The sequence below is a fragment of the Hymenobacter sp. 102 genome, from assembly GCF_049949205.1.
In the GTDB taxonomy this organism is placed as follows: Bacteria; Bacteroidota; Bacteroidia; order Cytophagales; family Hymenobacteraceae; genus Hymenobacter.
Map to the genome: position 1 here is coordinate 2,895,574 of NZ_CP188172.1, position 15,513 is coordinate 2,911,086.

16 protein-coding genes are annotated in these 15,513 nt (G+C 58.1%); 13 read left to right on the forward strand and 3 right to left on the reverse strand.

Annotated features, from left to right (window positions below):
- Positions 1-35: 35 nt before the first annotated feature.
- Positions 36-653: a DUF2939 domain-containing protein gene (locus ACN19L_RS12355; RefSeq protein WP_426489808.1), complete on the reverse strand. Its 618-nt coding sequence runs from the start codon at positions 651-653 to the stop codon at positions 36-38.
- A gap of 80 nt (positions 654-733) precedes the next feature.
- Between ACN19L_RS12355 and ACN19L_RS12360 the strand changes: the two genes are divergently transcribed.
- The 3 genes from ACN19L_RS12360 (at position 734) to ACN19L_RS12370 (ending at position 2,989) form a co-directional block, all read left to right on the forward strand.
- On the forward strand, positions 734-1,585 hold the full coding sequence (locus ACN19L_RS12360) for a glycerophosphodiester phosphodiesterase family protein (RefSeq protein ID WP_426489809.1): 852 nt from the start codon (positions 734-736) through the stop codon (positions 1,583-1,585).
- 248 nt (positions 1,586-1,833) lie between these two features.
- Entirely contained in the window at positions 1,834-2,232 is a 399-nt protein-coding gene (locus tag ACN19L_RS12365; RefSeq protein WP_426489810.1) for a helix-turn-helix domain-containing protein, read from the forward strand.
- A gap of 172 nt (positions 2,233-2,404) precedes the next feature.
- Positions 2,405-2,989, forward strand: a complete 585-nt coding sequence (locus tag ACN19L_RS12370; protein ID WP_426489811.1) for an acyl-CoA thioesterase — start codon at positions 2,405-2,407, stop codon at positions 2,987-2,989.
- 83 nt (positions 2,990-3,072) lie between these two features.
- Here ACN19L_RS12370 and ACN19L_RS12375 read toward each other — a convergent pair whose 3' ends face one another.
- A complete protein-coding gene (locus ACN19L_RS12375) occupies positions 3,073-3,396 on the reverse strand; it encodes a DciA family protein (protein WP_426489812.1) in 324 nt (107 codons plus the stop codon).
- Between the two features lie 115 nt (positions 3,397-3,511).
- Positions 3,512-4,627, reverse strand: a complete 1,116-nt coding sequence (gene recF, locus ACN19L_RS12380) for a DNA replication/repair protein RecF (RefSeq protein ID WP_426489813.1) — start codon at positions 4,625-4,627, stop codon at positions 3,512-3,514.
- A 68-nt stretch (positions 4,628-4,695) separates the two neighbouring features.
- Here recF and pdhA point away from each other — a divergent pair, with 68 nt between their 5' ends.
- The 10 genes from pdhA to ACN19L_RS12430 all read left to right on the forward strand — a co-directional run bounded on the left by pdhA (position 4,696) and on the right by ACN19L_RS12430 (position 15,344).
- Entirely contained in the window at positions 4,696-5,871 is a 1,176-nt protein-coding gene (gene pdhA / locus ACN19L_RS12385; RefSeq protein WP_426489814.1) for a pyruvate dehydrogenase (acetyl-transferring) E1 component subunit alpha, read from the forward strand.
- Between the two features lie 49 nt (positions 5,872-5,920).
- Positions 5,921-6,700, forward strand: coding sequence for a tetratricopeptide repeat protein (locus tag ACN19L_RS12390; protein WP_426489815.1), 780 nt, complete (start codon positions 5,921-5,923; stop codon positions 6,698-6,700).
- Between the two features lie 136 nt (positions 6,701-6,836).
- Entirely contained in the window at positions 6,837-7,313 is a 477-nt protein-coding gene (gene ribH, locus ACN19L_RS12395) for a 6,7-dimethyl-8-ribityllumazine synthase (RefSeq protein WP_426489816.1), read from the forward strand.
- A gap of 280 nt (positions 7,314-7,593) precedes the next feature.
- Positions 7,594-7,977, forward strand: coding sequence for a TraR/DksA family transcriptional regulator (locus ACN19L_RS12400; protein ID WP_426489817.1), 384 nt, complete (start codon positions 7,594-7,596; stop codon positions 7,975-7,977).
- 165 nt (positions 7,978-8,142) lie between these two features.
- A complete protein-coding gene (locus ACN19L_RS12405) occupies positions 8,143-9,912 on the forward strand; it encodes a pseudouridine synthase (protein WP_426489818.1) in 1,770 nt (589 codons plus the stop codon).
- A gap of 138 nt (positions 9,913-10,050) precedes the next feature.
- Positions 10,051-10,794, forward strand: a complete 744-nt coding sequence (locus ACN19L_RS12410; RefSeq protein WP_426489819.1) for a type III pantothenate kinase — start codon at positions 10,051-10,053, stop codon at positions 10,792-10,794.
- Entirely contained in the window at positions 10,781-12,133 is a 1,353-nt protein-coding gene (locus ACN19L_RS12415) for a hypothetical protein (RefSeq protein WP_426489820.1), read from the forward strand. The genes ACN19L_RS12410 and ACN19L_RS12415 overlap by 14 nt, the downstream gene beginning before the upstream one ends.
- 1 nt (position 12,134) lies before the next feature.
- Positions 12,135-12,722: an LPS export ABC transporter periplasmic protein LptC gene (gene lptC, locus ACN19L_RS12420; RefSeq protein WP_426493584.1), complete on the forward strand. Its 588-nt coding sequence runs from the start codon at positions 12,135-12,137 to the stop codon at positions 12,720-12,722.
- Positions 12,723-12,730: 8 nt separating this feature from the next.
- Positions 12,731-12,994: a hypothetical protein gene (locus ACN19L_RS12425; protein ID WP_426489821.1), complete on the forward strand. Its 264-nt coding sequence runs from the start codon at positions 12,731-12,733 to the stop codon at positions 12,992-12,994.
- A 220-nt stretch (positions 12,995-13,214) separates the two neighbouring features.
- Positions 13,215-15,344: a SurA N-terminal domain-containing protein gene (locus ACN19L_RS12430; protein ID WP_426489822.1), complete on the forward strand. Its 2,130-nt coding sequence runs from the start codon at positions 13,215-13,217 to the stop codon at positions 15,342-15,344.
- The last annotated feature ends 169 nt before the right edge of the window (positions 15,345-15,513 follow it).

Consider the following 15,513-nt stretch of genomic DNA (forward strand, 5'->3'; position numbering starts at 1 on the left):
AGGTATCGGGGCTTTTTGTACGCTCTTGTTACGAATTATCTTCCCAGCAGGTGCTGCTTTTCCATGCGGGCTACGTGCTGAAGTATCTCGCCGGTATTGCTGATTTCCGTAGCCTGCCAATGGTCGCCCCGATCCTGCATCTTCACTTCCAGCACCAGGGTTGTATCGTAGCGAGGCTGGGTAAACTCTAGTCCGATAAAGGCTTGCTCGCCCTCTTCCCGGGAGTATTTTACGCCCTTAAACGTGCTGCCTTCCCCCACTACCTTACCCGCCAGCCCCAGCACCGATACGTTTACCAAAGGCCGCGGGCCGGCCCCCGCGGGTGGCGCAGCACCGGTTTCCACGTAGTGTTTTATCTCCTGCCGGGCCGCCTGTGCCAGCTGCGGCTTCAGCAGACGCAGTGCTCCTTTCAGGGCAAATCCACCAGGATTCAGGGCTCCCAGGGCAGCACTCTGATCGGCCACCTGATCCACTAGGTTGCTGGTTACGCTGTTCACGTCCACGTAGCGCTCAAATGCAGCGGCATCGTGGTCAGATACGGCCTTGTAGGCTTGCATTAGGGAATATTCGGGGCCAGTGCTCAGCTCTCGGTAATACCAATAGGCACCGGCCGCCAGCCCAATCAAAAGCAGAAGAAGGATGGTTTTTTTCATGGCTGATAAGCTGCTGAAAAGTTGCGGTACTGCGTATATGCCTGCTAGAAATAGTTGCAAAAGGCTATTCCCACCCCACTATGAGTTCCGTTTCGCCCCTTTTCCCCCAGATTCATGGACATCGTGGCTGCCGGGGCCTCTTGCCCGAAAACACCCTGCCGGCATTTCTACGGGCAGTTGAGCTGGGCGTAGATACGCTGGAGCTGGACGTCGTTATTTCGGCCGATCAGCAGGTAGTTGTTTCCCATGAACCCTGGATGTCGGCCACCATCTGTCGTACGCCCGATGGGTTGCCCATTACAGATGCCGGGCAGTTCCGGCATAATTTGTATTCCATGCCCTACGCCCGTATCCGGACGTACGATTGTGGTTCTGTACAGCATCCTCTTTTTCCTGAGCAGCAGCCGCAATGGGCCTATAAGCCTCTACTACGGGAAGTACTGGCCGCCGCCGATGCCCGCGCCCGGGAGCTGGGCCGACCCCCACTGGGGTTCAGCGTAGAAGTGAAAAGTTCTCCCGATGGCGACGGAATCTGGCACCCGGCTCCGCCCGAATTTCTGTCCTTGGTAGTCGCCGAGCTACAGCAAGCTGCAGCCCTGGCCCGCACCACGCTGCTTACTTTCGACAAGCGAATTCTTCGGGAAGCTCGCCAGTGGGGGCCGGCCCTGCGCCTCTGCCTGTTGGTGGAAGATACCGCGCCACTGGCTGACCATCTCCGGGAGTTGGGGTTTCTGCCTGATGTAGTCGGCCCGGACTTTCGCCTGCTGACGCCGCCCGCAGTAGCCGAATTACGCAGGCTAGGAGTAGAGCTCATACCCTGGACCGTCAATGAGCTTGCGGACCTGCATACCGTCCTACGCTACCACCCCTTAGGTATCACCACTGATTATCCGGATCGGCTCATTGCCGTGCGCAATTCTTTCACTCGGTAGCCCCGGTCAGTAGTCTCATCTCACAGCTTCAACTGTGTTACACCACTGTTGGTAACACTAAATGTCTTGTTACATTTTTACAATCAAGCAGTGTAACTAGTGCAAATGCATTGCTTGTAAAGTTTACAATATTACGGTTACGTAAGGTGTAAAGACTGTATCAAGTATTGTATAGTTAACATAAAGTAACTGTATCGATTATATATGTGTATATTTACTCTGTACACAGTATGTAACACGTTACTCCCATGCTACATCAAGGCGAAATCCTGCAGGAGGCCATTAAGAACAGTGGTATTTCTATTACACGTATCGTGGAGGAGCTGGGTATTACACGTCCCACTATCTACAGGAAGTTTAAGGATGAAACACTTGATTACGCTTTTGTAACAAGAGTTGGGGAAATTATTTCTCACGACTTTTCTCAGGATTTTACTGCTTTACAACAATCTGTAATCTCATTTCCTGTTACACATGTAACGAACAGTGTAAATAATGTGAATGTAAAGCCTGTTCCTAATCGTATGGCCCTCCCTGCTGTTACAGATGCTGATCCTGCTAAACAGCTTATGGCACTCCAGCAGAAGTATATTGCTCTGCTGGAAGCTTATAATGAGCTATTGTTAAAGGTGTATGGACCTAAGTAACAGATGTGTTCCACGTGAAACATTTTTGTTCCGGAACAGTAGTGTTCATTTTCCTGTAGTCTGGGGTCGGCAGCAAATTCCCCCTTCGCTCATAGGGCAGTAGGCAGCCTTACATGAGTTATCTGGGTACTTTAAGCTGTATCACAGTGCTAGGTTTACTAATCCGCTTTTCATGACAATAACTGTCCAGCCTTTGTACCGGCCCGTGTCCTATTCCCGGGTTACGCTCACTGAGTTGATGATACCATCCTATGCTAACTTCGGCGGTAAGATTCACGGCGGAATTCTACTGTCCTTGATGGACAAGGTTGCATATGCGGCGGCCTCTAAGCACGCAGGTGCCTATTGCGTGACAGTAAGCGTGGACGGGGTGAATTTTCTCCAGCCAGTGGAAGTAGGGGAGTTGGTGTCCCTGCTGGCCTCGGTGAACTACGTAGGACGCACGTCCCTACTGGTAGGTATCAAGGTAATTGCGGAGGACGTACGCACTGGCTCGGTGAAGCACACCAATACCTGCTACTTTACGATGGTAGCGAAGGATGACGATGGAAAGCCTGCACTAGTACCCGGGCTGGAGCTGGAGTCGGTGGAAGACACTCGCCGCTTTATGGAAGCCATCAAGCGGCGGGAGTTTAAGGCGCGCTACAGCCAGGAGTTCGATAATGCCCGGACCACCCTGGCAGTGGAGAGCCAGCAATACGATCTGGAGCAGGAGCGGTGTCGGCTGACCTATACCTCCGGTACTAGCGCTAAATAAACTGCCCCACCCAGACGCGCGGTAGGCGCAGGCTGTGTGGGGCGAAAAGTAGGGGAGAGGTAGGGTGCAGAAAAACGAGAGAGTTAGAGGAAGACGACTTCCTTAATAATGTCTTCCCCTACTTCGGCATTCAGGTTTGCCAGTACCTGGGTCTTGGCCATTACCAACTCGTGCTTCAAGGGAGCCGAAGAAAGCCGCACAAATAGTTTGTGGTTGCTGACGTACACCTGTTGGGTTTTCATGGCCACGGCCTTGCCCATTACCTTTTCCCAACTGGCCACTACGGTCACCTCATTGAGCTTGCCCTGCAGGCGATAAGCCCGAAGCAAAGCCGTAATACCGTCCTTCAGTGGTACGATGTCAGACTGACGGGAATTTTCAGACGAATAAGGTTTTTTGAGGGCCATTGCAGTAATTAACGCGCGAAGAAAGTCGCGGGCCAAAGAGACACAAAGATACCGCCGAGGCGGCCCAATACCTGAGCCGCCCAAGCCCCAAAACGACACTGCTGGTAAAAGCTGGTTAAAGCTGGGTGATGGTACCCGCCTGAACCCGGAACCGCCGCACGTCCTCCGACAAGTTAGCCAGCACCCCATCCGTGCGCTCCAGATGCGTGTCGGTTAAAAAAATCTGCCCGAAAGTATGATTAGCTACCAGCTGCATGAGCCGGGTAATGCGCTTCTCATCGAGGCGGTCAAAAATATCGTCTAGCAGCAGCAAGGGTTTCTGCTTTTTCTGCTCGGCCAGTATTTCGAACTGCGCCAGCTTGAGAGCAATGGCGTATGACTTCTGCTGCCCTTGGGAACCATAGTTCTTAACTGCCAGCCCATCCATCTGAAAGGTAAAATCATCTTTATGGGGGCCCACCGTGGTTCGTTGCAGTGCAAGATCCTTGCGCTCCTGCACGCGCAGCAGCTTCAGAAAATCAGCATCCGGTTGCAGTTCACTTTTATAAGTAAGTGTGACTTGTTCCCGCCCATCGGCCAACTGCGTATAGTGGCGTTGAAACAAGGGCTCGAACTCCAGCAAAAAATTCCGGCGCAGCTGAGCCAGTTGTTCGCCCAGTGGGGCCAGTTGCTCATCCAGAGTAAGCAGGTAGTCCCGGTCGTAGCCTGCCTGCCGGTCAGTGGCCAGCTTTAGCAAAGAGTTGCGCTGCTTAAGCAAGTGGGTGTACCGAATCAGCTGCGTGAGGTACTGGTGGTCCAGCTGGGAAATCAGGCTATCGAAATACTTGCGGCGCTCTTCACTGCCCTGCCGAATGAGGTCGGTATCGTAGGGAGAGATCAGCACCACCGGGTAGCGGCCAATGTGGTCAGATACCCGCTCGTAGGTCTGCTTATTGTGGGTGACGGTTTTTTTCTGGCCCAGCCGCAGACTGCACTGGATGGTCTCCGGTTTTTCCTCCGGTCCTGAACTGAATTTCCCTTTCACCACGAAAAACTCTTCCCCCTGCTTCACGCTGGTACTATCAAGGGAGGTGAAGGCACTCTTGGTAAGCGAGAGGTAGTGGATAGCATCCAGCAGATTCGTCTTGCCACTGCCGTTGTCACCCACAAAGCAATTGATGTGCGGGGAGAAGCTCAGATTGGCGTCTTCATAGTTTTTGAAGAACAGCAGATGAAGGCTTTGGAGGATCATGCTCAGGGTTCGGAATTGCAATCCTTTTACGTACTTTCGCATCCCAAACGCGAACAACCGAAAGCAAGATGGCGGAGACGAAAGTAAAGGCTGCCCCCAAGGCTTCCAATTCGACGAAAAAATCGTCGACCTCTAAAGCTGCCTCCAAAGGCAAAGCGGCTGCTGCTACCACTAAGCAGCCGGATCCGGTATTGCCGCCCGCCAACGAAGAGGCCAAGGCCGCGACGGGTGCCCCAAAAGCAACTACACCGGACAACCCGGAATTCTCGAAGGAAACCTACCTGACTTGGTATGAGCAGATGCAGCTCATGCGCAAGTTTGAGGAGAAGGCTGGTCAGCTATACGGCCAGCAGAAGATTAAAGGTTTCTGCCACCTGTACATTGGTCAGGAAGCCTGCGTAGCCGGGGCCGTATCGGCCCTGCAGAAAGGCGATAAGTGGATAACCGCGTATCGTGACCATGCTCATCCGCTGGCCCTGGGCACCTCGCCCAATGCCATCATGGCCGAGTTGTTTGCCAAAGCCACCGGCTGCTCCAAAGGCAAAGGCGGCTCCATGCACATCTTCGACAAGGACGTGAACTTCATTGGCGGCCACGGCATTGTGGGGGCTCAGGTTCCGATGGGAGCCGGCATTGGCTTTGCCGAGAAGTACAACAAAACCGGTAACCTGTGCATTGCCTACATGGGGGATGGTGCCGTGCGCCAAGGCGCATTGCACGAAGCCTTCAACATGGCTATGCTGTGGAAGCTGCCCGTCATCTTTGTGGTAGAGAACAACGGCTACGCCATGGGTACCTCGGTGCAGCGCACCTCCAACGTAACGGAGCTGTACCACATCGGTCGGGGCTACGACATGCCGTCGGAGCCGGTGAATGCCATGAACGTGGAAGACGTGCACAACGCCGTGGCCCGCGCTGCTGAGCGCGCCCGCGCTGGCGAAGGCCCCACCTTCCTCGAGTTCAAAACCTACCGCTACAAAGGCCACTCCATGAGTGACCCCGCCAAGTACCGCACCAAGGAAGAGCTGGAGGATTACCGTTCCCGCGACTCCATTGAGGCTGTACGCCACACCATCCTCACGCACAACATGGCCACTGAGGAAGACCTGACGGCCATTGACGAGAAGATCAAGGCCCAGGTGCAGGAGTCGGTCGAGTTTGCCGAAACCTCCCCGTACCCCACGCCCGACGAGCTGTTCAAGGACGTGTACGTGCAACAGGACTACCCTTACATCCGCGACTAGCGGAAACTAATCGGGCCGTATTCGGCGGCCGCCTTTCTGCGTAATTCTCATGTCGAAGATTCCTTTCACCGGTAAAAGCCAGCAGGCCCGCCAGCAGCAACAGCAGCGGGTAGTGTCCACGGACCCCTTGCAGCCCGCCGAAGCCTATAACCCCGAGCACCCGCTGCTGGAAGACCCCGATGCGTTGGCTGCCCGCCTGGCTGATTCGGAAGATTTCCTGCGCCGTAACAAAAACGTGCTGCTGGGGCTGCTGGCCGTAGTGGTGCTGGCGGTGGCCGGTGGCTTTGGCTACTACATGTGGCGCGGCTCCCAGGATACCAAGGCGCAGGCCATGCTATTTCAGGCCGTGAACTACTGGGAAGCTGACTCGCTGAATAAGGCATTAAAAGGAGACGGCCGCAACATGGGGCTGGAGAAGGTCGCCTCGGAATACAGCGGCACCGACGCCGCAAATCTGGCTAACTTTTACGCTGGCGTGGCTTCGCTGAAGAAAGGGGAGTACAAGCAGGCCATCGACTACCTGGAGGATTTCAGCTCTGACGATTACCTGGTGCAGGCCCGGGCATACTCTTTACTGGGCGACGCTCACCTGGAGTTGAACCAGCCCAAGGAAGCCGCTGATTTCTATAACAAGGCAGCCAACCACAACGCCAACGAGTTCTTCTCGCCGGGCTACCTGATGAAGGAAGCTACCGCCCGGGAAGCCGCTAAGGACTACGACGGAGCCATTGCCGCCTACGATAAAATCATCACCGATTACGCTTCGGCGGCAGAGGTAACGGAAGCCAAGGAATACAAAGCCCGGGCCGAAGGATTGGCCGGTAAATAAGTATAGCTATAGCGCATAGCTAGGAAAGCGGCGGCCGTCAGGTCGCCGCTTTTTTTGGGGGTATGCTACTCGGTCCGCCGACCTATCTTTGCCGGGCAGCCAGGCTGCGCATATCTCACCGACTTCATCCTTGCCCATGGCCACCTCTCTCAAAAACCTGAGCGACTATACCTCCGACCACTTCGTTGACATCAGCGACAAACGCTTCGGCCTAGTAGTGGCCGAGTGGAACCGGGAAATTACCGATACGCTGGCCCAGGGAGCCTACGACACGCTGCTCAAGCACGGGGCCAAGCCGGAAAACATCTACCGCAACACGGTACCCGGCAGCTTCGAGCTGACGTTGGGGGCCCAGCTGCTGGCCCAGCACGAGGAAATTGACGCCGTGATTTGCCTGGGCGTCGTTATCAAGGGTGAAACCAAGCACGATGACTACATCTGCCACGCGGTGGCCAGCGGCATCACCAACGTGGGGCTCAAGTTCAACAAGCCCGTCATCTTCGGGCTGGTAACCACCAACACGCTGGAGCAGGCCTGGGACCGGGCTGGCGGCAGGCATGGCAACAAAGGCGTGGAAGGTGCCGTGGCGGCCATCCACATGCTGGGCTTCTAGCCACCGCCGGGGAGCAATATTCGCCACATCTGAAAAAGCTGCAACCCTAACCCCGCATCGTGCTGATTCAAGGACAAAGCCGTAGCTTTGCGGCCGGAAACAGCTGGCCCTGGGCCGCCTCGTGCTGTCAGATACGTTCTGCACTTGCCAATAGCCCGGCGCGAAAAGGTAAACTTATTCGTGGAGGCGGCTGTTGGGCGTAACAACTGGCAGATGAGAGGCTACCGGCATCGGCAGTTTAGTCAGTATTCATTTGTATTTAACCTCTTCCTGCAACGTCATGAGTGAAGCACCCCTACGCTATTCCAGGGAAGAACTGGCCGAGTTTGAGCAAATTATTCAGGAGAAGCTCACGGCTGCCCGGAAGGAAGTAGCGTTCATCAAAGAAACACTGAGCCGCAAGAACGACTCGGGCACCGATAACACGGCCTCTTCCTCGAAGGTGCTGGAAGACGGGGCCGATACGGCGGAGAAGGAAAGCCTGAACCAGCTGGCCTCGCGCCAGATGAAGTTTATCCAGCAGCTGGAAAACGCCCTGATTCGCATCAAAAACGGAACCTACGGCGTGTGCATTGGCACCGGCAAGCTGATTCAGAAGGAGCGGCTACGGGCAGTACCCCACACCCAGCACTCCATCGAAGCCAAAATGGCCCGCCGCGACTAAGCACGGTAAGCCGCTTGTATCTGCCCGGACTGGCCACCGGCTTCTGCCTCGCGCGGAGCCGGTGGCCAGTCCGGGCACTGTTTTCAGCAGCCGTACGTTGGTCGGTTTCTGCTTAACCTGATTTTTCACCTCCCGTAGCGATACGGTATTTACGCTTCTACCAGTATGGGTAAGAAACATTTCTCGGGCGATGCTGCCGGCCGCAAAGGTCGCCCCGCCGGCTCCGGCCGTCCTTCCGGCAATACGGAAGGCTTCCGCAAATTCATGCAGCCCCAGCAGGAGCGCGCCGAGCGGGACTCGCGTCGGGATGCTGACCGTGGTGGCTTCGGTCGCTCAGCGGGTGGCAACAGCTACGGCGGCCCTAAAAAGTTCGGCAATACCGGCGGCTACGGTGGACCTAAGAAATTTGGTGGTCAGAACAGCTTCGGCAACCGCGAGAATCGCCCGTTCCGCGGCGACAACGATAACGCGCAGCGTTCCGACTTCAACCGGGAGGAGCGGCCCAAGCGGGAGTTCACGCCCCGCGAAACCTGGCAGGGCCAGCCCTACCGCCAGGAGGGCAAAACGGCCGTGCCGCGCGGCTTGCCCGGCGAGCGGAACCGCAAGTTTGTAAAACAGAACCCAAACCCTGCCCCGGAGCCGGAAGCCTACCGCCCCCGAGCCTCGGAGGAGCGCCCGGAGCGTAGCTTCGGTGCCGACCGGGAAGTGCGGGCAGCCCGCCCGTTTGATTTCCGGGGTCGGCCGGCTGACCTGGACGGTGAGCGGGCGGAGCGACCCAGCCGCTTTGAAGGTGATTCCCAACGCGAGCGGCCGGCTCGGCGGGAAAGCAGCTTTAGCTCAGAGCGGCGCGACTTCAGCACCCGCAAGCCCCAGGGCTTCGGTGGCGGAGCCGCCGGCGAAAAGCGCACCAGCCGCCCCGGCTCGTTTGGTGACAAGCGGGAAACCCGCTCCTTTGACCGGGACGACCGGAAGAGCTTCGGCAACCAGCGCAGCTTCGGTACTGACCGCACTGACCGCCGGGAGGCCCGCCCCAGCGAGGAGCGCCCCCGCCGGGCCCACGATGAGTTTATAGGCAAAGGCCCGCAGACACCGGGCTCCAACCAGGCTGGTAAGCGTAAGTACGGCGAGGTAGCCGGCGAAGCGCCCGACTACAAAAACCTCAAACACTATGAGGAAGACAAAAACCGGGGCAATAAGCGCCGGCGCGAGGAGGACGACCTGAACACCGGCGAGGTGCGCCTGAACCGCTACATTGCCAACGCCGGCATCTGCTCCCGCCGCGAGGCCGACTCCCTCATTGCCGCTGGCGAAATCAAGGTGAACGGGCAGGTGGTAACCGAAATGGGCTACAAAGTGCAGCCCTCCGATACGGTGCAGTACGGCAAAACCAACCTCAACCGGGAAAAGCAGGTGTACGTGCTGCTGAACAAGCCCAAGGACTACCTCACCACCACCGAGGACCCCGAAGGCCGCCGCACGGTGATGGAGCTGATTAAAGGTGCCTCGAAGGAGCGGGTGTTCCCGGTGGGCCGCCTCGACCGGAACACCACGGGCCTGTTGCTGTTCACCAACGACGGCGAGGTAGCCCAGAAACTCTCGCACCCCTCGCACCGCAACAAGAAAATCTACCAGGTAGAGCTGGACAAGCCGCTGACGCCGGAGCACCTGGCCCAGATTGCCGATGGCCTGATGCTGGAGGACGGCAAAGCCGAGGTAGATGATGTGGCCGTAGTGGCCGGCAACCCGCACTTTGTGGGCGTGGAAATCCACATCGGCCGGAACCGCATCGTGCGCCGCATCTTCGAGCACCTGGGCTACGACGTGGTAACGCTGGACCGGGTGCAGTACGCGGGCCTGACCAAAAAAGACCTGCCCCGCGGCAAGTGGCGCTTCCTGACCGAGAAAGAGGTTATTCGCCTGAAGTATTTCATGTAGGCACGCAACCCGGTGCCCGGCGCCGGGCTCTTATGAGTGCATGAGCTAGAATGAGTGGTTCGGCGAAGTTTACTGCCTAGTGACTTCCTGAGCCACTCGTTTTTCATTTTATCCGTTCAACTTACCTGCTTAACTGGCTTGCGGACTCTCGCGCTTGATATTGGCAATACCGCCGTTAAAGTGGGCTTATTTGAGGCTGACGCGCTAATAGAATCGGCGGCCGGGCAAACTCAGGCGCAGGTGCTGGCGGCCGTGCACCGGTACCGGCCCGAGCACGTGGTGCTGGCATCGGTAGCCGAGCCCACCGCCACCTGGGCCGAAACGCTTCGGCCGCTGATACCGGGGCAGGTGCTGGAGTTTGCGCCGGCCACTACTCCGCTGCCTATTGGCAATGCCTACGCTACCCCACACACGCTGGGGGCCGACCGGCTGGCGGCGGCCGTGGGGGCGGCCTGGCTGCTGCCCGGCCGGCCGGTGGTGATTGTGGATGCCGGTACCGCCCTCAAGTGCGACCTGGTTTCGGCCGATGGGGCGTTTCAGGGCGGCAGTATCGCGCCGGGGCTGGCTATGCGGTTTCGGGCCCTGCACACGTTTACCGGCCGGCTGCCGTTGGTGGAAAAACCGGCTGCTGAAACCGAGGACATTCCGCTCACGGGTACCGATACGCAGGCCGCCATCCGGAGTGGGGTATTGAATGGGGCCGCGGCGGAAGTAAGTGGAATGCTAGCCGAATACGAGGCCCGCTATCCGGGCCTGGCCGTGGTGCTGGCGGGCGGCGACGCCCCATTTTTTCGCGCCCGGCTGAAACGGCCTATCTTTGTTGTTCCGGAGCTCGTGCTACTTGGGCTCCACCGAATTTTAGTATATCATGTCGCATCCTAAGTTTGCCGGCTTGGCCGGTGGTTTCTCGCTGCTGGGGCTGCTGGCCGCTTCGCCAGCCGTACTGGGCCAGGGCCTGGGCAACTCCCCGTATTCGCGCCTGGGCCTGGGCGACGCCAGCCTCAACTCCGGCGGTGTGCGGCAGATGGGCATGGGTGGAATTGGCGTAGCCGCTCCCAACAGTGTGAACGTAAATGAGCTGAATCCGGCCTTGCTGTATTACACGGCGCGCACTACGTTTGAAGCGGGTTTTACAGGGCAGTTCAAAACCTTGCGGAACTCGGTAAGCCGTCAGCGTACCGGTTCCGGCAACTTGGGCTATCTGGCCTTGGCCGTACCCATTACCCGGCGCTGGGCCGGAGCCATTGGGCTAAAGCCGTACAGCGCCGTTGATTACGAGTCGCGGACGGTGGATAACACTATCCAAGGCGACCCTACCTCGCAGGTAGAAAAGCGCTACACGGGTTCCGGTGGTTTGGCCGAGGCCTACATGAGCCATTCGGTACGGCTGGCCAAGGGCCTGGTGGCGGGCGTGTCGGCGGGCTACGTATTCGGAAGCATTGAGCAGGAAACCAGCACGCGCATCAGCACAAGTAGCATACCGCTGAGTCTGGCCAACCGGGATATTTACCAGCAGCAGGTGCATTACTCGGATTTTGCTTTCCGGGGCGGGGTGCACTACCGGCACGAGCTGAAGGATAAGCTGAATCTGAACGTGGGTGGTACGTACAGCTTCCGATCCAACCTGAACGGAGAGCGGAGCACCACGTTGATCCGGCAGGATTACAACGAAATTCAACTGAATTCGCTGGCCCAGGAAATAGAAATTGCCGGCAAAGCTCAGGTGCCAGCCCTTACGCAGGTAGGTATCAGCCTGGATAACAACCGAAGCTGGAGCCTGAGCCTAGACGGTGCGCGCCAGCAATGGTCGCAGTTTCGGGCATTCGGGGAACAGGGGGGCTCCGCCATGATTCCGCTCAGCGACACCTACCGCGTGGGTATTGGCGGGGAGCTGACGCCCGATGCCACTTCGGTGGATAACTACTTCAACCGCATTACCTACCGCGCCGGCCTGAACGTGGCTCAGTTACCCTACCGGCCCGGCGGCAACACCCTCTATGATAGGTCAGTGAGCTGGGGCTTTGCCCTGCCATTGCCCACGGCCACGGCCCTGGATGCCACCACCATCAGCCTGGGCTTCACGTATGGGCAGCGCGGCAATACCGATGTACTGCGGCTGTCGGATGGCTCCACGGAGCGCAACGTGAAGGAAGACTACATCCGGATGCAGCTGGGCGTAACCCTGAACAACCGCTGGTTTATCAAGCGGCGGATTGAGTAGCATGGCGGCCGGGGGGATACATCGGGTTTCGGCGGTGCTGCTGGCGGCCGGGCTGCTGGCCGGCTGCCGGAAAGCGGAGGAGGTGAAAGTCAAGCAGGTTGACTACAAAGGCCCCACCATCGAAACTGAAAACGTGCTGATGCTCGTCAGCGACTCGGCCAAGCTGCGCATTCGCCTTACGGCCCCGCTGGAGCAGCAGTTTGAGTCGGGCGACATGATTTACCCGAAAGGCGTAAAGCTCACGTTTCTGGATGGGGCGGGCGAAACGGTGGTGAACACCATCACGGGCCGCTACGGCAAGTTTGAGAAGGCCAAGAACCTGTATACCATGCGCGGCGACGTGCGCGTGACCAACGTGCCCAAGCAGCAGCGCATGAACACCGAGGAGGCCTTCTACGACAAGACCAAGGCCTCCATCTATACCAAAGAGCAAACCGAAATCCGGGTGACCACGCCCACCGAGGTGCTTACGGGCCGGGGCCTCACCGCCAACCAGGATTTCTCGCTCTACCGCATCCTCAATCCCACCGGCGTGTTCACGCTGCAGAATGCGCCCACGGCGGCTCCGGCCGCGCCTAATCAGAAGTAAGCTGCCCTATGAAACGATTCTGGGACCCGGGCATCAGCCGCACCATCCTGTTTGTGCTGAGCGTGTTCACGTTTGTGGTGGCCTCGTACCGCACGCTGGCCATTGGCAAGATGGAAGGCCTGTACGCCAACTACTGGCTGTACATGCTCTCGTTCGGGCTGGTGATCTGGCTGCGCTACCTGCGCCAGCAGGACAAGATAAAGGCCGCCGAGGCCGAAGCCGCCCGCAAAGCCGCCGCAACGCCCGTCAAAAAGACCAAAAAGAAGAAATAACTCCCGGTATATCGTTCGGCAGTTTCACTCCATAGCCCCCGCTCCCTCACCGGATGACGGGGGCTTGCTGTGTAGGTGGCTGGTGCGGATGGCCGCCGGCCCATGTGCCGGAGTGGCATCAGGCCCTGACTATCACTTGGAACAGGATTGCCGAATGACCATCTTTTTTGGTTATTTTGCACCTCATTCACCTTTTCTACCTGCGCTTTTTTTCAAGTAAATGGCATTAATCAACACGATTCGAGAAAAATCGGGCTGGGCAGTCGGCGCCATCATCATCGGCCTGCTGCTTTTCATGCTCGGGGGTGACTTCCTGTACGGTCGGAGTAGCATCTTCGCCGGCAACGATATGTCGGTGGGCGAAGTAGCCGGTGAAAAGGTGGAATACGCAGATTTTGAGAATACCCTGGAGCAGGCTAAGCAGGCCTTCATTCAGCAGCAGCAGCGCCAGCCCGACGACCAGGCGCTGGGCTACCTGCGCGACCAGGCCTGGAACCAGACCCTCTACCGCATTGCCTTCCAGAAGGAATTTGAAAAGCTGGGCCTGAAGGTGTCCGACGAAGAGCTGACCGATATGGTGCAGGGCGTGAACGTGCACCCCAGCATCCGCCAGGCCTTCACCGACCCCAAAACCGGCCAGTTTGATGTGCTGAAGGTGCAAGAGTACCTGCGCAACCTCGACAAGATGGACCCGCAGGCGCAGATGGCCTTCGCCAACTTCGAAGCCAACCTGACCCCGGAGCGTTTAGGTACCAAGTACACCAACCTGCTCAAGCTGAGCACCTACGTAACCTCGGCCGAGGCCAAACGCTACAACGAAGGCCAGGCCGCCCAGGTGAACATGCGCTACCTGTTCGTGCCCTACTTCACCGTGTCGGATTCCAGCGTGAAGGTGAGCAACGACCAGCTGCAGGCCTACATCGACAAAAATAAAGCCCGCTACAAGGTAGAGGACGGCCGCAGCATCGAGTACGTAGCCATTCCGGTAACGGCCTCGGTGGATGACAGCACTACCATCAAGAAAAACGTGGATGAGCTGGCCGCCCAGTTTGCCTCGGCCCCGGTGGATTCGTCGTTCGTGCAGCTGAACTCTGATGCCCCCACCAAGCCCGCCTACCTCTCACCCGCCGATATGCCCGAGAAGTTGCGCGCCCAGCTGCCCCTGCAGGTAGGCAAAGTGTATGGCCCCTACGCCGAAAACGGTACTTACTCGCTGTTCAAAGTAACCGGTGAGAAAGCCGGTGCCCAGCCCGCTGCCCGCGCCAGCCACATCCTCATCAAAGCCGACGGCACCACGCCCGAAGCCGATGCCGCCGCCAAAGCCAAGGCCACGGACGTACTCAACAAGATCAAAGGCGGTGCTGACTTCGCGGCCATGGCCCGGCAGTTTGGCACCGACGGTACCACCGCCACTGGCGGCGACCTGGGCTGGTTCCAGCAGGGCCGCATGGTGCCCGAGTTTGAGAAGGCGGTGTTCGGGGCTACCTCGGCTGGCTTGTTGCCCAACCTGGTGAAAACCTCCTTTGGCTACCACATTGTGAAGGTAACGGCTCCCAAAACCAGCCAGACCTACCGCGTGGCCACCGTGCAGAAGACCATCCAGCCCACCGATGCTACCCGCGAAGCCGCTTACAACAAAGCCCAGCAGTTGAAAGGCGAAGCTACTGACCTGGCCTCGTTCCGGGCCGCTGTAGCCAAAGACAAGAGCCTGCAGAAGGTGGAGGCCAAAAGCCTCGGCCGCGGCGACCAGGCCGTGAACAACCTGCAGGGTGCCCGCCAGCTGGTGCGCTGGGCCTACGGGGCCAACGTTGAAGGCCAGCAAGCCAAAGTAGGCGACGTGTCGCCGGTGTTTGAAATCGGTGATGCTTACGTTATTGCCGTGCTGACTGGAGAGCGGACTAAAGGCACCGCCGACGTGGCCAGCGTGAAGCCCGAGGTAACCGCTCTGGTACGCAACGAACTGAAAGCCGAACAGATCATCAACAAGCTGAACGCCGCCAAAGGCAGCACGCTGGAGCAGATTGCTCAGGCGTACGGCAACGGTGCGCAGGTGAAAACGGCCGACAACGTAGTGTTGGGCCAGGGCATGATTCCGGGCCTGGGCTCGGAACCGGTAGCCGTGGGCAAAGCCTTCGGTCTGAAGCCCGGCCAGAAGTCGAAAGCCTTTGCCGGTGAGCAGGGCGTACTGATTGTGGAGCCCGTAACGGCTACGCCCGCTCCCGCCACGGCCGATGTGAAAGCCGCCCGGCAGCAGCTGACGGCCCAGCGCACCGCCCGCGCCGACGGCCTCATCTTTGAAGCCATCAAGCAGCACGCTAACGTGAAGGACAACCGCACGAAGTTCTTCTAAGCCATTGCTCCAGCAGAAAAGCAAAAGGGCCGTACCTTAGGGTGCGGCCCTTCTGCGTTAGTAAAGGAACTGGATGAACTGATTACTCTTTGCTCATTCACGTTTTCCCCACTTCTCAACTTCATCATCTCACCGCCTGGCACTTCGGGCCGTAGCTTTTCGTTGTAGC